Below are 14532 nucleotides of genomic sequence, written 5' to 3'. Positions count from 1 at the left end.
AGGACGTACCGGGGCAAAGTACCAGAATTGGCGCTGCCCGGCCAAGCTGCGGCTTGCCGACTCTGCGACAATGGGCGTCGCCGCGCAGATGCGCATTCAACCGCTGTCCGGGCTCGTCCGCATGCTGAACAAACTCTGGCTAGGCTTCTTTCTCACCGCCGCCGCGGCCGCGCTGTACCGCTGGCTGGTCGTCGGAGATCCCGAGGTGTTTCGCCAGATGGTCGCCAGCCTGTTCGACATGGCGCGCGTGTCCGTGGACGTGATGGTGCTGCTCTTCGGCACGCTGACCCTGTGGCTCGGATTCCTGCGCATCGCCGAAGGCGCCGGCCTGGTCGAGAAGCTGGCGCGCCTGCTGGGGCCGCTGTTTGCGCGGCTGATGCCGGAGGTGCCGCGCAATCATCCGGCCATCGGCCTGATCACCTTGAACTTCGCGGCCAACGGGCTCGGGCTGGACAATGCCGCCACGCCCATCGGCCTGCGCGCCATGCGCGAGCTGCAATCGCTGAACCCCACGCCGCAAACCGCGAGCAATGCGCAGATCCTTTTCCTGGTGCTCAATGCGTCCTCGCTGACGCTGCTGCCCGTCACGCTGTTCATGTTTCGCGCGCAACAGGGCGCGCCCGACCCCACCCTGGTCTTCCTGCCCATCCTGCTGGCCACCAGCGCGTCCACGCTGGCCGGCTTTCTGGCGGTGGCGATCTGCCAGCGCCTGCGCCTGGCGGACCCGGTCGTGATGCTCTGGCTGGGCGGCGCGGCGCTGGCGCTGGGCGGTTTCATGGCCCTGCTGGCCAGCATGTCGGCCGCCGCCATTGCCTCGCTGTCCTCGCTGATGGGCAACCTGGCGCTCTTCGGCATCCTGCTGGCCTTTCTCGTCGTGGGCGCCTGGAAAAAGGTGCCCGTGTACGAAGCCTTCATCGAAGGCGCCAAGGAAGGCTTCGATATCGCCAGGAGCCTGCTGCCCTATCTGGTGGCGATGCTGTGCGCCGTGGGGGTGCTGCGCGCGTCCGGCGCGCTGGATTTCCTGCTGGACGGCGTCCGCTGGCTGGCGCTGCAGGCCAGTTGGGACACGCGCTTCGTCGACGCGCTGCCGACCGCGCTGGTCAAGCCGTTTTCGGGCAGCGCGGCGCGCGCGATGATGCTGGAGACCATGACGCATTTCGGCGTGGACAGCTTTCCCGCGCTGCTGGCCGCCGTCATGCAGGGCAGCACCGAGACCACGTTCTACGTCCTGGCGGTGTACTTCGGATCGGTGGGCATCCTGCGGGCCCGCCATGCGGTGGGCTGCGCGCTGATCGCCGATCTGGCCGGGGTGCTGGCCGCGATCGGCGTCTGCTACTGGTTCTTCGGATAGGGCGGGCGATTCGCGGCGGCTCAGTCCACCAGCAGGATCTTCATCCCATTGGTGCCGCCGCTGTCGCGGTAGAAATCGCCCTTGGTCAGGATCACCCAGTCGCCCGTCTGCACCAGATTGCGCTTGCGCAGCTCTTCGATGGCGGCGTTGGACAGCTCGGCGGGATCGTAGTCCGACGGCGCGAACGGAATCGTGTACACGCCCCGGAACATCGCCACGCGGTTCTGCGTCAGGCTGTGCGGGCTGTAGCAGTAGATCGGCACGCCCGAGCGGATGCGCGACATGATCAGCGGGGTATGGCCGCTTTCCGTGAGCGCGATGATGGCCTTCACGCCCGGGAAATGGTTGGCCGCGTACATGGACGCCAGCGCGATCGTCTCATCGCAGCGCGTGAAGGTTTCGCCCAGGCGGTGATGCGATTTCGTCGAGGTGGGGTGCTTTTCCGCGCCCAGGCACACGCGCGCCATGGCCTGCACGGCTTCGACCGGATACTGGCCCGATGCGCTCTCGGCCGACAGCATGACGGCGTCGGTGTAGTCCAGCACCGCGTTGGCCACGTCGGAGACTTCCGCGCGGGTCGGCATGGGGCTGGAGATCATCGACTCCATCATCTGCGTGGCGGTGATGACCACCTTGTTCAGCGTGCGCGCGTGCTGGATGATGCGCTTCTGGATGCCCACCAGTTCGGCGTCGCCCACTTCCACGCCCAGGTCGCCGCGCGCCACCATCACGCCGTCGCTCGCGCGGATCAGCGCGTCCAGGGCCTCGTCGTCGGCCACCGCTTCGGCGCGCTCGATCTTGGCGATGATCCATGCCTGGCTGCCGGCGGCCGCCAGCAGCGTGCGCGCCTCGTCGATGTCGCTGCCATAGCGGGGAAAGGACACGGCCACGTAGTCCAGTTCCATTTCGGCGGCCAGCTTGATGTCGACCCGGTCCTTGTCGGTCAGGCTGGGCGCGGACAGGCCGCCGCCGCGGCGGTTGATGCCCTTGTTGTTGGACAGCGGCCCGCCGACCGTGACGGTGGTGTGGACCTCGTCGCCCTCGACGCGGTCCACGACGAGCACGACGCGGCCGTCATCGAGCAGCAGTTCGTCGCCCACGCGGCAGTCGGTCACGAGTTCCGGGTAATCGATGCCGACGATGCTGGCGGTGCCCGCATCCTTGGGATGCGCGCGCGACAACGTGAACGGCTGCCCCACCTGAAGCTGGACCAGCTTGTCGGTGAAGCGGGCAATGCGGATCTTGGGCCCCTGCAGATCGCCCATGATCGCGACGAACCGGCCCTGCCTGGCGGCAATCTCGCGCACCAGGCGCGCGCGTTCGCGATGATCGTCGGCGCTGCCGTGCGAGAAGTTCAGCCGCGCCACGTCCAGCCCCGCGCGGATGAGCGCGTCGATGCGTTCGGGCGACGAGGTCGAGGGTCCCAGGGTGGCGACAATTTTTGTGCGGCGCAATACAGGCATGGCGGTCCACTCTCGCAAAAACAACGGAAGCGCTATGGTACGCCGGCCGCGTTCGCACGGGTATCATGGGGCTCACATCGACCTTCAACGCGCCCCTCGACACCCGTGAAAATCGTCATCGCTCCCGACTCGTTCAAAGAAAGCGTTTCCGCGCCCGATGCGGCCGCGGCCATCGCGCGCGGCGTCAAGGCCGCCTTCCCCGGCGCGCACACCGTGTGCGTGCCCATGGCCGACGGCGGCGAAGGCACCGTCGAGGCCGTGCTGGCGGCCACCGGCGGCAAGGAGCAGCAGATCACCGTGAACGACGCGCTGGGCCACAAGGTCGACGCCGTCTGGGGCCTGCTGGACGATGGCACCGCCGTCATCGAGATGGCCGCGGCGGCCGGGCTTGAATTGATCTCGCCGTCCAAGCGCGACCCCATGCGCGCCAGCAGCCACGGCGTCGGCGAGATGATGCGGGCCGCGCTGGACGCGGGCGCCACGCGCATCATTCTGGGCCTGGGCGGCTCGGCCACCAACGACGCGGGCGCCGGCATGCTGACGGCGCTGGGCGTGCGCCTGCTCGATGCCGGCGGCAACAGCCTGCCGCCCGGCGGCGGCGCGCTGGGCCAGCTTGCCTCGCTGGACACGCGCGGCCTGGACCCCCGGCTGGCCCGCATCCGCATCGACATCGCCTCCGATGTCGACAACCCTTTGTGCGGTCCGCACGGGGCGTCCCACATATTCGGCCCGCAAAAAGGCGCCACGCCGGAACAGGTGCAGACGCTGGACGCGATGCTCGGCCACTTCGCCGACATCTGCGCGCGCCACCTGCATGCCGATCACCGCGACGCGCCCGGCGCGGGCGCGGCCGGCGGACTGGGCTTTGCCGCCAAGGCCTTCCTCAATGCGCATTTCCGGCCGGGCGTGGAGATCGTCGCGGAACTCGGCGGGCTGGCCGAGGCCGTGCAGGGCGCGACCCTCGTCTTCACGGGCGAGGGCCGGATGGACGCGCAGACATTGCGTGGCAAGACGCCCGCCGGCGTGGCCAGGATCGCGCAGCGCGCGGGGGTGCCCGTCGTGGCGCTGGCCGGTTCGCTGGGAGAAGGCTACGAGGCCCTGCACACCTGCGGCATCAGCGCCGCGTTCAGCCTGGCTCCCGGCCCCATCACGCTGCAGCAGGCCCTGGCGGACGCCGAACGCCTGCTTGCGGATCGGGCGCGCGACGTGATGCAGCTCTGGATGGCGGCCCAGAAACGCATGCTGTGAAATGCAATCTGTGAAATGCAATCTGTGAAATGCAATCTGTGAAATGCAATCTGTGAAATGCACAAAGGCCCCGCGGGGCCTTTGTGCATGCGAATCCGACGGGGCGGTTCAGTCCCGCGGCAGCACGCCCGCCTGGACCAGCGCATCCGACAGGCCGATGTAGCGGTCCACCGAAATGTCCTCGGCGCGCGCGGTCGGCGCGATATCCAGCGCTTCCCAGGGCACCTGCGGCGCCCAGTCCGCCAGCACCCGGCGCAGCATCTTGCGGCGCTGCGAAAACGCGCGCGCCACCACGGTTTCAAAAGCGCGCTCGCTGATGGGCCGCAGGCGGTCCGCCGGCAGCGGCACCATGCGCACGATGGCCGACACCACCTTGGGCGGCGGATCGAAGGCCTCGGGCGGCACGTCGAACAGCTTGTGCATGCGATAGCGCGATTGCAGCATCACAGACAGCCGGCTGAAGTCGCCGGAGCCCGGCTTGGCCACCATGCGGTCGATCACTTCGCGCTGCAGCATGAAATGCTGGTCGCGGATATGGTCGGCCCAGGTCATCAGGTGGAACAGCAGCGGGCTCGAAATGTTGTAGGGCAGGTTGCCCACCACGCGCAGCGCGCTGCCGAACTGCGAGAAATCGATCGTCAGCGCATCGGCCTCGACCACCGTCAGGCGCGAGGCGTCGAACTGCTTGCGCAGCCGGGCGGCCAGGTCGCGGTCGATTTCCACCGCGGTCAGGTGATCCAGGCGTTCGAGCAGCGGCCTCGTCAGCGCGGACAGGCCTGGGCCGATTTCGACCACGGCATCGTCGCGGGCGGGCGCCACCGCCCGGACGATGGACTCGACGACGCTGTCGTCGGTCAGGAAGTTCTGGCCGAAGCGCTTGCGCGCCTGGTGCTGAGACATGAAAAGCCCGTGATGCGTTTAGCGGTTGTTCTGCTGGATTTGCTGCTGCTTTTCGAGACGGTTGTCCACGTAAGCCTGCGCGCGCAGTTGCTCGAGCCAGTCTTCGAAGGCGGGTTGCGCACGCCGTTCGAACAGCGTCTGGCGGGCACGCATGCGCGCCAGGTCGTCGGTGGCATCGTGGTCGCGCCGTTCTTCCACCTGGATCAGGTGCCAGCCGAAAGGCGTCTGCACCGGCTGGCTGATCTCGCCAGGCTGCAGGGCGTTCATGGCGGCCTCGAACGGCGGCACGGTTTCGCCAGGATTCAGCCAACCCAGTTCGCCGCCTTGCGGCGCGGTGGCGTCCTGCGAATACTGGCGCGCCATTTCCTCGAACTTGGCATCGCCGTTCACCAGGCGCTGACGCACCTGCTGCAGGCGCTGGCGGGCGAGGTCGTCGCTCATGACGGTCGAAGTCTTGATCAGGATGTGGCGGGCGCGGGTCTGGACCACCTGCGTGGGACCCTGCGGCGCCTGCGGACGCGCGGCGGGCTGCGGCGCGGGCTGCGGCGGCGCCGGGGCGCGGGCGGTGCGGCCGGGCGCGGGCTGGGCGGTGCCGCGGTCCATCACCTTGATGATGTGAAAGCCGTTGCCGCTCTGGATGAGCTGGCTGACCTGGCCCTTCTGCAGGTTGCTGATGGCCTTGACGAAGAGGTCGGGCCAACCGTCCAGCGGGCGCACGCCCATGACGCCGCCCTGCAGGGCCTCGGGACCGTCAGACGAGGCGGCGGCCAGGCTGGCGAAGTCGTCCCCGCGCTTGGCCTGGGCCAGCAGGCCCTCGGCCTTCTTGCGCAACAGCGCCAGTTGTTCGGGCGACGAGCCTTCCGGCACGCGCACCAAAATCTGGGCCAGCGCATACAGCATGGGGCCGGCGGGCACCGCGGCCTGCTCCGGCGCGGGCTGCGGCTGCGGTTGGGGCTGCGCTTGCGGCGCCGCGCCGAACGCCGGGTTGCGGCGCTGGTCCTTCAGGAAGGCATCGACTTCCGCATCCGAAATGACGATGGTCGAGTCCACCGCGCGCTGGCGCAGGCGATCCGTGCGGATCTCGTCGCGCAGCGACTTGCGGTAAGCCTCCCACGACGTGCCGGCCTTTTCCAGTTCCTGGCGCAACTGGGCCACGGTGATCTTGTTGCGGGACGCGATGGCCTGGACGGCGGTATCGATCTGCGCGTCGTCCACCCGGATGCCGAGTCGATCGGCTTCATGGCGCTGCACGCGCTCCATGATGAGGCGCTGCAGCACCTGGTGCTGCAGCGTCTGGTCGTCCGGCACCTGGATGCCGCGCGCCTTCAATTCGCTCGCGATGCGCTGGGAGGCCTCGCGCAGTTCGCGCAGCGTGATCACGTCCTTGTCGACGATCGCGGCGATGCCGTCCACGAACTGCTCGCCCTTGGGCGCGGACGCGTCTTTGTTCTGCGCGACGGGAGCGGCCTTGGCGCCGCTGTTCGCGCCCCGGGCGGCTTGCTCGGCCGCGTGCGCGGCGGGCAGGCCGGCGCACAGGGCCAGCAGCAGCGCATTGCCGGAGAGCCGGCGCAAAGAGTGCAACCTACGCATCATTCATACCTTTCAAATGTGGTCCCGGCAGGCACGGGCGGCGTGATGCGCGTGTAACCGGGGATACTTCTGTTCAGCAGGTTCATCGGGTCGGTTCCGAGGGAACCCAGGCCCGTGAGCTCAAGCTGGAAGAACAGCGCGGAGTTGGTGTCCGCCGCCGATACGGCGTAGCGCTGGTAGACCATGCGGCCCACCCAGCAGCAGTCGCCCTTGTACTCCAGGCCGGCGATGGCCTGCGTCACGCGGGGGGATTCCGTCGTGTTGGCCACCGTGCTGGACGGGCCCGAACGCAAAGAATAGTCCACCCGGCCCACGCCGTACCAGCGCTTGCTGAACGGCCACTGGACCGCCAGGCTGATCTGGTTCTGTCCCTGCGGCTGGTAGCGCACGCCCGGCTGGGGGTCGCGCTGGTAACGGTAGGCCAGGGCCACCGTGGTCAGACGCTGCGGCGACCAGCGGGCGCTGACGAGCCCGCGCGACCAGTTGTTGTCGTACGGGTTGTACTGGGCGGCGATGTCGGTGTTCAACGAGTCGGTCAGGGCCGCGCTGGCCCCCACCAGGAAGTCGGAACGCACGTTCTCGCGCGGCGTCTCGCCGGGCAGCGTGACCTCCTGGTCCTCGAAGTACAGGCGTTGGGCCACGCCCAGCGACATGCGCTCAAAGCCGGTGTTGGCGTCCAGCCAGCGCGTGGTCAGCGCCGCCGTGAGCTGGTTGGCGTTGGCGATGCGGTCCCAGCCGCCGGTGTAGATGTTTTCCTCAAAAGCCTGCGAGAAGCTGAAGTCGGACAACGAGGTGTCATAGACCGGCAGCGTGGACTGGTCGCGATACGGCACGCGCAGGTAATACAGGCGCGGTTCGAGCGTCTGCGTGGAGGACTTGCCGAACAGCGTGGTGTCGCGCTCGAAAATCAGGCCCGCGTCCAGGGACATGATGGGCAGCGTGCGCGACTGCGAACGGGGCAACCCCACCGCCGATCCGTTGTTCAGGCCCAGCGCATCCACGCCATACCATTTGGTCTGGTAATGGGTGTAGTTGATGCCCGCCTTGGGAATGATGAACCAGCCCGGACGCACAACAGGATAGGATGCTGTCAAATACGTTTGGAGGCGGTCACCGTCAGGATACCGCGCGACGGCGCCGAAATCCGGCATGCTGAAACGCACGGCGGTCGAGGTCCAGTCCACGTCGAAGCCGCCCCAGTCGTAGCGGGCGCCGCGCAGGTAGAGCTCGGGTTCCTTGTCGTACGGGGGCACCAGCGGCGCGTCCGGGTCCTGCAGCGTCTGGTACTTGTAGACCTGGGCGAACGCGCTCCAGTAGCCGGAGGCCCAACCCACGCGGCCGCGTTGCGGCAGGTAGGTCGTGGAAGCCTGGTTCAGGCCCAGTTGCGAAATGTCGCGGAAGTAATTGTCGTCGGAGACCTTGGCGATGTCCCAATCCGCGTAGAAGCCGCGGGAGAACGTCTGCTGGTGGCGCCACCAGTACATCCAGCGGTCTTCGCCGGTGACGTGGTCATCGGGCAGGTAGGTGCCGTTCAGGGTCCCCAGGTAGCTGGACCCCAGGTAACGGAATTCACCGCCCAGCTGCATGCCGCGCTTGGAAAAGTAGCGCGGCTGCACCGTCATGTCGTAATTGGGCGCCAGGTTCAGGTAGTACGGGATCGAGATGTCGAAGCCGCCCTGGCTGGTCGTGCCGTACGTCGGGATCAGGAAGCCCGACTTGCGTTCGCGCTTGACCGGGAAGGTCATGTAGGGCGAGGCCAGGATCGGCACGTCCTTGAAATACAGCACGCCGCCGCGGGCCACGCCCTCGTTTTCGTCGAAATCGATGTCGACCGAGTTGGCCTTGATGTACCAGGAGGGCTCCGGGCACGGGCATCCGCTGTACGTCACCGTGTGCAGCCGCATCTGCGACTTGCTAAAAATGTCCGCTTGGTCGGCCACGGCAAAGCCGCCCGTGGCGCCCAGCCAGAAGTTCGGCTTTTCGACCTCGCCGGAATACCGGTCCACGTTGAACTTGGCGCGCGGCCCCGTCACCAGCGTGCCGTCGCGCATCATGCGCGCGCTGCCGCGGACGTCGACTTCGCCGGTGTCCTTGCGGTAATTGATCTCGTCGCCCTTGATCACGCCATCGATGCGGCGCACCTGGGCATTGCCCGACAGCGTCAGCTCGTAGTCGGGATCGCCCGAGATGCTGTCCGCTTCCATGAAGGCGGGAATGCTGTCGTCCGGCAACCGGTGCATCCGCAGGCCGGGAGACGTGCGCAATTCCGGAGTTGACGTGGCCGACGGCGCGGAAGCAGCGGCGCCCGGGCTACCTTGAGCCTGGACGGCTCCGGCGGCGACGCTGACAACGGAGAGGATCAACCACGGAACCTTGCGCACGAATGAAAACAGCCCTTTTTGACCATCGGAGAGCCGGACAAAGGCTCCCTGGCGGGGCCAATGCTGACGGAAACGAGCCGGTATTATAGAGAAGCCGCGAACAACGCCCAGCCTTAAGTTCGCCCGACCCAAATTTCAGCAATATTGCCCTTCTGACACGGATCTTCCTTGAAAAACGATCACGACCCCCGCCTGGCGCAAGTGCGCAACTGGCTGGAAGGCCTGCCTCCCGCCCTGAACCTGGCCGTGCAGACCCTGCGCCCCGCGTCGGCCGACGCGAGCTTTCGCCGGTACTTCCGGCTGGACGCGGGCCCGCGCACCCTGATTGTCATGGACGCCCCGCCCCAGCACGAGGACTGCCGCCCGTTCCTGCGCGTGGACAAGCTGCTGGCCGACGCCGGCCTGAACGTGCCGGCGGTGCTGGCCCAGGACCTGGACCAGGGCCTGCTGCTGCTGTCCGACCTGGGCGAGCAGACCTACTATCAGCGCATCCAGGCCGGGCTCGACGACGCCACCCTGCAGACGCTGTACCGCGAGGCGCTGGCCGCCCTGGTCAAGCTGCAGCAGGCCTCGACCGCCGGACTGGGCACCTATGACAGCGCGCGCCTGGCCGACGAGCTCACGCTCTTTCCCGAGTGGTACGTGCAAAAGCATCACGGCGTGACGCTGGACGACAAGACCGCCAACGCCCTGCAAAAGATCTTCGCGCTGCTGTCGGCCAGCAATGGCGGACAGCCGCAGGTGCTGGTGCACCGCGACTTCCACTCGCCCAACCTGATGGTCTGCGACCAGCCGCAATACGGCCCCAATCCCGGCGTCATCGACTTCCAGGACGCGCTCTCGGGCCCCATCACCTACGATCTCGCGTCGCTGGTGACCGATGCCCGCACCACCTGGGAAGAACCGCAGCAGCTCGACTGGGCCATCCGATACTGGGAAATGGCGCGCGCCGCCGGCCTGCCCGTCGATGCCGATTTCGCGGAATTCCACCGCGCCTATGAATGGATGGGCCTGCAGCGCAACCTGCGGATCCTGGGCGTTTTTGCCCGCCTGAACCACCGCGACGGCAAGGCCCACTACCTGGCCCACATCCCGCGGGTGAACGGCTACGTGCGCCAGGTCGCGCAGCGCTACGGCGTCTTCACGCCGCTCCTGCGGCTGCTGGACCGCCTGGACGACCGCCAGGTCAGCGTCGGATACACGTTCTGATGCGCGCCATGATTCTTGCCGCCGGCCGCGGCGAACGCATGCGCCCGCTGACCGACCGCCTGCCCAAGCCCATGCTTCCGGTCGGCGGCAAGCCGCTGATCGTCTGGCATCTGGAACGCCTGGCCGCGGCGGGCATCCGCGACATCGTCATCAACCATGCCTGGCTGGGCCACGAAATCGAGGGCGCCTTGGGCGATGGCGCGGCCCAGGGCGTGCGCATCCGCTATTCGGCCGAAGCCCGCGCCCTGGAAACCGCGGGCGGCATCGCGCAGGCCCTCCCCCTTCTGGGTGACGACCCGTTCCTGGTCATCAACGGCGACATCTGGTGCGACTGGGATCCGGCCCAGGCGCATGACCTCGCGTCGCGCGCGCAGCCGGGCGGCGCCTGGCTGCTGCTGGTGGACAACCCCGCGCACCATCCTGCCGGCGACTTCGTCCTGACGGCCGATGGCCGCGTGCAGGCGCAGGGAACCCCTCGTTTGACCTTTGCCGGCGTCGGCGTCTACCATCCGTCGTTGTTCATGGATGTGCCGCGCGGCCAGGCAGCGCCCCTGGCGCCGCTACTCAGGCAGGCCATGGAGCGGGATCTGGCGCGGGGTGCCCGTCATACCGGCCGATGGACCGACGTGGGAACGCCGCAGCGGCTGGCCGACCTGGACGCGGAACTGGCCGACGGGGCCGCTTGACGTCCACATATTTCACAATATCAAGGTGCGCAACGAGGCTTGTCTGCGCACGCATCGCCCCCGGCTGACGGGGTATTCTCTGACGCTTTGGCATGCGCGCGCCGCCTGCCCACGAGCACACACACAGGAAGTTTTCTAGGAATGGGGATGTTTGGAAGATCGCAACGGGCCGTATTCAAGCCCTCCGTGTACCAGCCGGGTCAACGCACGCGCCGCATGCCGCGCTGGCTTGTGCTGCTGCTGGTTGGCATTGCGCTTGGCGCGGGCGGCGTGCTCTTCCTGCAAACCAACTACGGTCCGCAACGCCTGACCGTCGAACAATCCGAACAGCTGCACACTGAACTGAGCGCCGCCAACATGGAGCGCCAGCGCCTGCAGGCGCAGCTGGAAGAAGCCACGCAACAGCGCGACGCCAACAAGGCCGGCCACGAAAAGCTCACCAGCGACCTCTCCGAGGCCCGCGCCCGGATCGAAACCCTGAACAAGGAACTGGTGCTGTTCCAGGACGCCATGCCGCCCGACCCCCGCGGCGGCAACCTGGGCATCCGCTCGGCCACCTTCAAGCGCGCCCCCGGCCAGTTGGACTACCAGGTGCTGGTCATGCGCGAAGACCGCGAGGGCGCGCCCTTCAACGGCACGCTGACCTTCGCCATCGAAGGCTCCTATCCCAACGGGCGCGCCGCCACGGTCACGCCCGAAGGCCCGGCCCTGAAGGTCGACCGCTACGACTACGCGCTGGGCCAGCTCAAGCTGCCTGACGGCTTCACCCCGAGGGTCGTGGTGCTGCGCGTGATGGATGGCAACCAGAAGCAGCACGCCATGCGCATCTACAACGTGCGCAACTGAGGTCCGCCTCGCCTCCCTTAAAAACCCGCTTTGCGGGTTTTTTTACGTCCGCCGAAAATAGTTGCGCACGCAACCTATCAGGCATATAGTTGCGCAAACAACCAAATCCTGGAGACAGCATGACGCTCCCCTCGCACGTTCCCGTCCTGATCGCCGGCGGCGGTCCGGTCGGCCTCACCCTGGCCGCGCTGCTGGCCGAGTACGGCATCGCCTCGCTCACCGTGGAAGCCGACGAAGGCTATTGCAGCGGCAGCCGCGCCATCTGCATGTCGCGCCGTTCGCAGGAAATCCTGGGCTGGATCGGCGCGGACCGGCCGCTGATGGCCACCGGGCTGGCCTGGACCGGCGGGCGCAGCTACTTCCGCGACCGCGAAGTGCTGCACTTCCAGATGCCGCACGATCCCCTGCAGCGCTACGCGCCCATGGTCAACATCCAGCAGTACTACGTCGAGGAATACGCGCACCAGGCCATGCAGCGCCACCCCGGCCTCGCCACGCTGGCGTGGTCGGCGCGCGTCACGGGCGTGCAGCCCGGTCCCGACGGCGTCTCGGTCGAGGTCGAATCCGGCGGAACGCGCCAGACCGTGCGCGCCGACTGGCTGGTCGCCTGCGACGGCGGCCGCAGCACCGTGCGCGACGCCATGGGACTGAAGCTGGAAGGCATGCAATACGAAGGCCGCTACGTCATCGTCGACATCGAGCAGGCGTCGCAGCGGCCCGTCGAACGCCTGGCCTGGTTCGACCCGCCTTCCAACCCGGGGTCCACCCTGCTCATGCACCGCCAGCCCGGCAACGTATGGCGCGTGGACTACCAGATCCGCGACGATGAAGATCCCGACGAGGCCGTCAAGCCGGAAAACGTGCTGCCGCGCGTGCAAAGCCATCTGGACATGATCGGCGAGACCGCGCCCTGGAAGCCGCTCTGGATTTCGATCTACAACGCCAAGTGCCTGACGCTGGACAGCTACCGCCACGGCCGCGTGCTGTTCGCCGGCGACGCCGGCCACCTCGTGCCGATCTTCGGCGTGCGCGGCTTGAACTCCGGTCTGGACGACGCCGGCAACCTGGCCTGGAAGCTTGCCTGGGTGCTGAAGGGCCAGTCGCCCGACAGCCTGCTGGACAGCTACAGCATCGAACGCGTGCACGCCACGCGCCAGAACCTGGCCTACGGCGCCAAGAGCACCGAGTTCATGGCGCCGCCGGACTACGGTTTTCGCCTCATGCGCGAGGCCGCGCTGCGGCTGGCGCTGGTGGATGAAGGCGTGCGGTCGCTGATCAATCCGCGTCAGTCCGCGCCCATTTCGTACGACACCTCGCCGCTGAATCAGGAAGACCGCGCTCCGCAGGCCGGACCGGCGGCGGCGCCCGGCCAGCCCGCGCCCGATGTCCTGCTGCAGGACGGCGACGCGCCCCAGTACCTGACCGCCCGCTTCGGCGCGGGCTTTGTTGCGCTGGCCATTGCGCCGGACGCGGCCCTATCGGCAGCGCTGGATGCGCTGGCCCGGACCACCCAGGCGGCGCCGCACCCGCTGCAGGTGCTGCGCACAGGCGACGGCGGCCTGGCCGACCCGCACGGCCAGCTCCGCCAGCGCTATGGCGGCGAGCCCGGCACCGTCTATCTGCTGCGGCCGGACGGCTACGTGCTGGGCCGCTGGATGGCGCCCGCCGCCCATGACCTGCGCGCCGCGCTGGCGCCCTACTACCCCTCGGTTTCCCTGAACCCGAATGCCACGACGAAAGGCCAAGCATGAACCACGAAGAACTGGACCAGGTCTATACCAGCATGGCGCAGGCGCTCACGCGCGTCGGCGAATCGCGCGCGCCGCTCTTTCTGTCGATACTGGGATTGTCCCTGCTCAGCCGCCTGCCCTCGGCGCAAGAAGCCAAGGCGCTCCTCGACCAGGCCGAGGCGGCCAGCCTGGAGGACAACGCTGTGGCAAACTATTCGGCCTGCGCCCCCACGGCCCCCTCCTCCGCCCGCCCGACGTGACAACGCCTGCCCTGGAACGATTCCTGACCTACCGCCTGCACGTGCTCAACAAGATCACGGACCGGGACACGAATCGCGCCTATCTCAAGGACTGCGACATCCCGCTGGGCGAAGCGCGCTGCCTCGCCGCCATCGGCCGCTACGCGCCTCTATCGGTCAATGACCTGGCGCGCGCCGCGAACCTGAACAAGGGCCAGGCCAGCCGCTCGGCGCAGGCGCTGGTGGACCGCGGGCTCGTGGAAAAAACGGTCTCCGCTTCCGATGGCCGCGGCGTGGTGCTGGCGCCGACCCCCGAGGGCATGACGCATTACCGCCGCATCATCGATCTCATCGCACGCCGCAATCAGGAGATCTTCGGCTGCCTGAGCGCCGAGGAACAGCGCCGGTTCGGCGACATGCTAGACCGGCTGATCGGCCACCTGCAGGCCGAAGCGAACGAATCGAACGACTCGAACGAAGCGGACGAAGCCGGCGGCTGACCGGTCGCCCGCAGCCGGTCGCCCCATTCAGGGTTGCGCCTTGGGCGCGGTGGCGCCGGCCTGCTGCGCGACCTCGTCCATGAACTGCGCCATGCGCACGTCCAGCTCGGTCACGCCGCCCGCGTCGTGCGTGGTCAGGGTCACGTCGACGCGGTTATAGACGTTGGTCCATTCGGGATGATGATTGAGCTTTTCCGCGAACATCGCCACGCGCGCCATGAAGCCGAACGCGGCGTTGAAGTTGGGAAAGCGATACCGCTTTTCGATGGCATCGCGCATGGCCACGGCCTGCCAGCCGGTGAGCGCGGCGACGGCGGTCTCGGTGCCGATGCGGGCGGGAGGAAAGTCGCTCATGTCAGACTCCGGAAAGAAAAGGCGGCGGCGCATCG

At 67.8% G+C, this 14532-nt stretch carries 13 protein-coding genes; 8 read left to right on the top strand and 5 right to left on the bottom strand.

Annotated elements, in window-relative coordinates:
* Nucleotides 1-121 precede the first annotated feature (121 nt).
* Entirely contained in the window at nucleotides 122-1351 is a 1230-nt protein-coding gene (locus BXA00_RS13465; RefSeq protein WP_076521941.1) for a nucleoside recognition domain-containing protein, read from the top strand.
* 20 nt (nucleotides 1352-1371) lie between these two features.
* Here BXA00_RS13465 and pyk read toward each other — a convergent pair whose 3' ends face one another.
* Nucleotides 1372-2814, bottom strand: a complete 1443-nt coding sequence (gene pyk, locus BXA00_RS13460) for a pyruvate kinase (protein ID WP_076518942.1) — start codon at nucleotides 2812-2814, stop codon at nucleotides 1372-1374.
* Nucleotides 2815-2919: 105 nt separating this feature from the next.
* On the opposite strand from pyk, the gene BXA00_RS13455 reads away from it, so the two are divergent.
* Nucleotides 2920-4062 carry a glycerate kinase gene (locus tag BXA00_RS13455; protein WP_076518941.1) on the top strand — a complete coding sequence of 381 codons (1143 nt, stop codon included), beginning with the start codon at nucleotides 2920-2922 and terminating at the stop codon, nucleotides 4060-4062.
* 108 nt (nucleotides 4063-4170) lie between these two features.
* On the opposite strand, the gene rsmA is transcribed toward BXA00_RS13455, so the two are convergent.
* From rsmA to BXA00_RS13440, 3 genes are read right to left on the bottom strand one after another with little or no spacing between them, the layout of a single operon-like run.
* Entirely contained in the window at nucleotides 4171-4962 is a 792-nt protein-coding gene (gene rsmA / locus BXA00_RS13450) for a 16S rRNA (adenine(1518)-N(6)/adenine(1519)-N(6))-dimethyltransferase RsmA (protein ID WP_076518940.1), read from the bottom strand.
* A gap of 18 nt (nucleotides 4963-4980) precedes the next feature.
* Nucleotides 4981-6555, bottom strand: coding sequence for a peptidylprolyl isomerase (locus tag BXA00_RS13445; RefSeq protein ID WP_076518939.1), 1575 nt, complete (start codon nucleotides 6553-6555; stop codon nucleotides 4981-4983).
* Nucleotides 6552-8933 (bottom strand): LPS-assembly protein LptD, encoded by a 2382-nt coding sequence (locus tag BXA00_RS13440; protein ID WP_076518938.1) that lies wholly within the window; start codon nucleotides 8931-8933, stop codon nucleotides 6552-6554. Before BXA00_RS13440 ends, BXA00_RS13445 begins: the two co-directional genes overlap by 4 nt.
* Before the next feature lie 168 nt (nucleotides 8934-9101).
* On the opposite strand from BXA00_RS13440, the gene BXA00_RS13435 reads away from it, so the two are divergent.
* From BXA00_RS13435 to BXA00_RS13410, 6 genes are all read left to right on the top strand, one after another.
* On the top strand, nucleotides 9102-10142 hold the full coding sequence (locus BXA00_RS13435) for an aminoglycoside phosphotransferase family protein (RefSeq protein WP_076518937.1): 1041 nt from the start codon (nucleotides 9102-9104) through the stop codon (nucleotides 10140-10142).
* A complete protein-coding gene (gene murU / locus BXA00_RS13430) occupies nucleotides 10142-10828 on the top strand; it encodes an N-acetylmuramate alpha-1-phosphate uridylyltransferase MurU (RefSeq protein ID WP_076518936.1) in 687 nt (228 codons plus the stop codon). Before BXA00_RS13435 ends, murU begins: the two co-directional genes overlap by 1 nt.
* Nucleotides 10829-10975: 147 nt before the next feature.
* Entirely contained in the window at nucleotides 10976-11674 is a 699-nt protein-coding gene (locus BXA00_RS13425) for a DUF6776 family protein (protein WP_076518935.1), read from the top strand.
* A 119-nt stretch (nucleotides 11675-11793) separates the two neighbouring features.
* Nucleotides 11794-13425 (top strand): FAD-dependent oxidoreductase, encoded by a 1632-nt coding sequence (locus tag BXA00_RS13420; protein WP_076518934.1) that lies wholly within the window; start codon nucleotides 11794-11796, stop codon nucleotides 13423-13425.
* Nucleotides 13422-13664 (top strand): hypothetical protein, encoded by a 243-nt coding sequence (locus tag BXA00_RS13415; RefSeq protein ID WP_076518933.1) that lies wholly within the window; start codon nucleotides 13422-13424, stop codon nucleotides 13662-13664. The genes BXA00_RS13420 and BXA00_RS13415 overlap by 4 nt, the downstream gene beginning before the upstream one ends.
* On the top strand, nucleotides 13661-14143 hold the full coding sequence (locus BXA00_RS13410; RefSeq protein WP_076518932.1) for a MarR family winged helix-turn-helix transcriptional regulator: 483 nt from the start codon (nucleotides 13661-13663) through the stop codon (nucleotides 14141-14143). Before BXA00_RS13415 ends, BXA00_RS13410 begins: the two co-directional genes overlap by 4 nt.
* A gap of 27 nt (nucleotides 14144-14170) precedes the next feature.
* Here the strand turns inward: BXA00_RS13410 and BXA00_RS13405 are convergent, their stop codons facing one another.
* Entirely contained in the window at nucleotides 14171-14497 is a 327-nt protein-coding gene (locus tag BXA00_RS13405; protein WP_076518931.1) for a 4a-hydroxytetrahydrobiopterin dehydratase, read from the bottom strand.
* Nucleotides 14498-14532 lie beyond the last annotated feature (35 nt).

Origin of the sequence: Achromobacter sp. MFA1 R4 (genome assembly GCF_900156745.1) — a bacterium.
GTDB lineage: Bacteria > Pseudomonadota > Gammaproteobacteria > Burkholderiales > Burkholderiaceae_B > Achromobacter.
Note: the sequence above shows the minus strand (reverse complement) of the source record. Positions and strands in the feature narration are given on the sequence as shown.

What these genes read in the sequence shown, in the direction of transcription:
- BXA00_RS13465 (WP_076521941.1), top strand. Translation starts at nt 122, where the DNA reads ATGCTGAACAAACTCTGGCTAGGCTTCTTTCTCACCGCCGCCGCGGCC.
- pyk (WP_076518942.1), bottom strand. Translation starts at nt 2,814, where the DNA reads ATGCCTGTATTGCGCCGCACAAAAATTGTCGCCACCCTGGGACCCTCG.
- rsmA (WP_076518940.1), bottom strand. Translation starts at nt 4,962, where the DNA reads ATGTCTCAGCACCAGGCGCGCAAGCGCTTCGGCCAGAACTTCCTGACC.
- BXA00_RS13445 (WP_076518939.1), bottom strand. Translation starts at nt 6,555, where the DNA reads ATGATGCGTAGGTTGCACTCTTTGCGCCGGCTCTCCGGCAATGCGCTG.
- murU (WP_076518936.1), top strand. Translation starts at nt 10,142, where the DNA reads ATGCGCGCCATGATTCTTGCCGCCGGCCGCGGCGAACGCATGCGCCCG.
- BXA00_RS13425 (WP_076518935.1), top strand. Translation starts at nt 10,976, where the DNA reads ATGTTTGGAAGATCGCAACGGGCCGTATTCAAGCCCTCCGTGTACCAG.
- BXA00_RS13420 (WP_076518934.1), top strand. Translation starts at nt 11,794, where the DNA reads ATGACGCTCCCCTCGCACGTTCCCGTCCTGATCGCCGGCGGCGGTCCG.
- BXA00_RS13415 (WP_076518933.1), top strand. Translation starts at nt 13,422, where the DNA reads ATGAACCACGAAGAACTGGACCAGGTCTATACCAGCATGGCGCAGGCG.
- BXA00_RS13405 (WP_076518931.1), bottom strand. Translation starts at nt 14,497, where the DNA reads ATGAGCGACTTTCCTCCCGCCCGCATCGGCACCGAGACCGCCGTCGCC.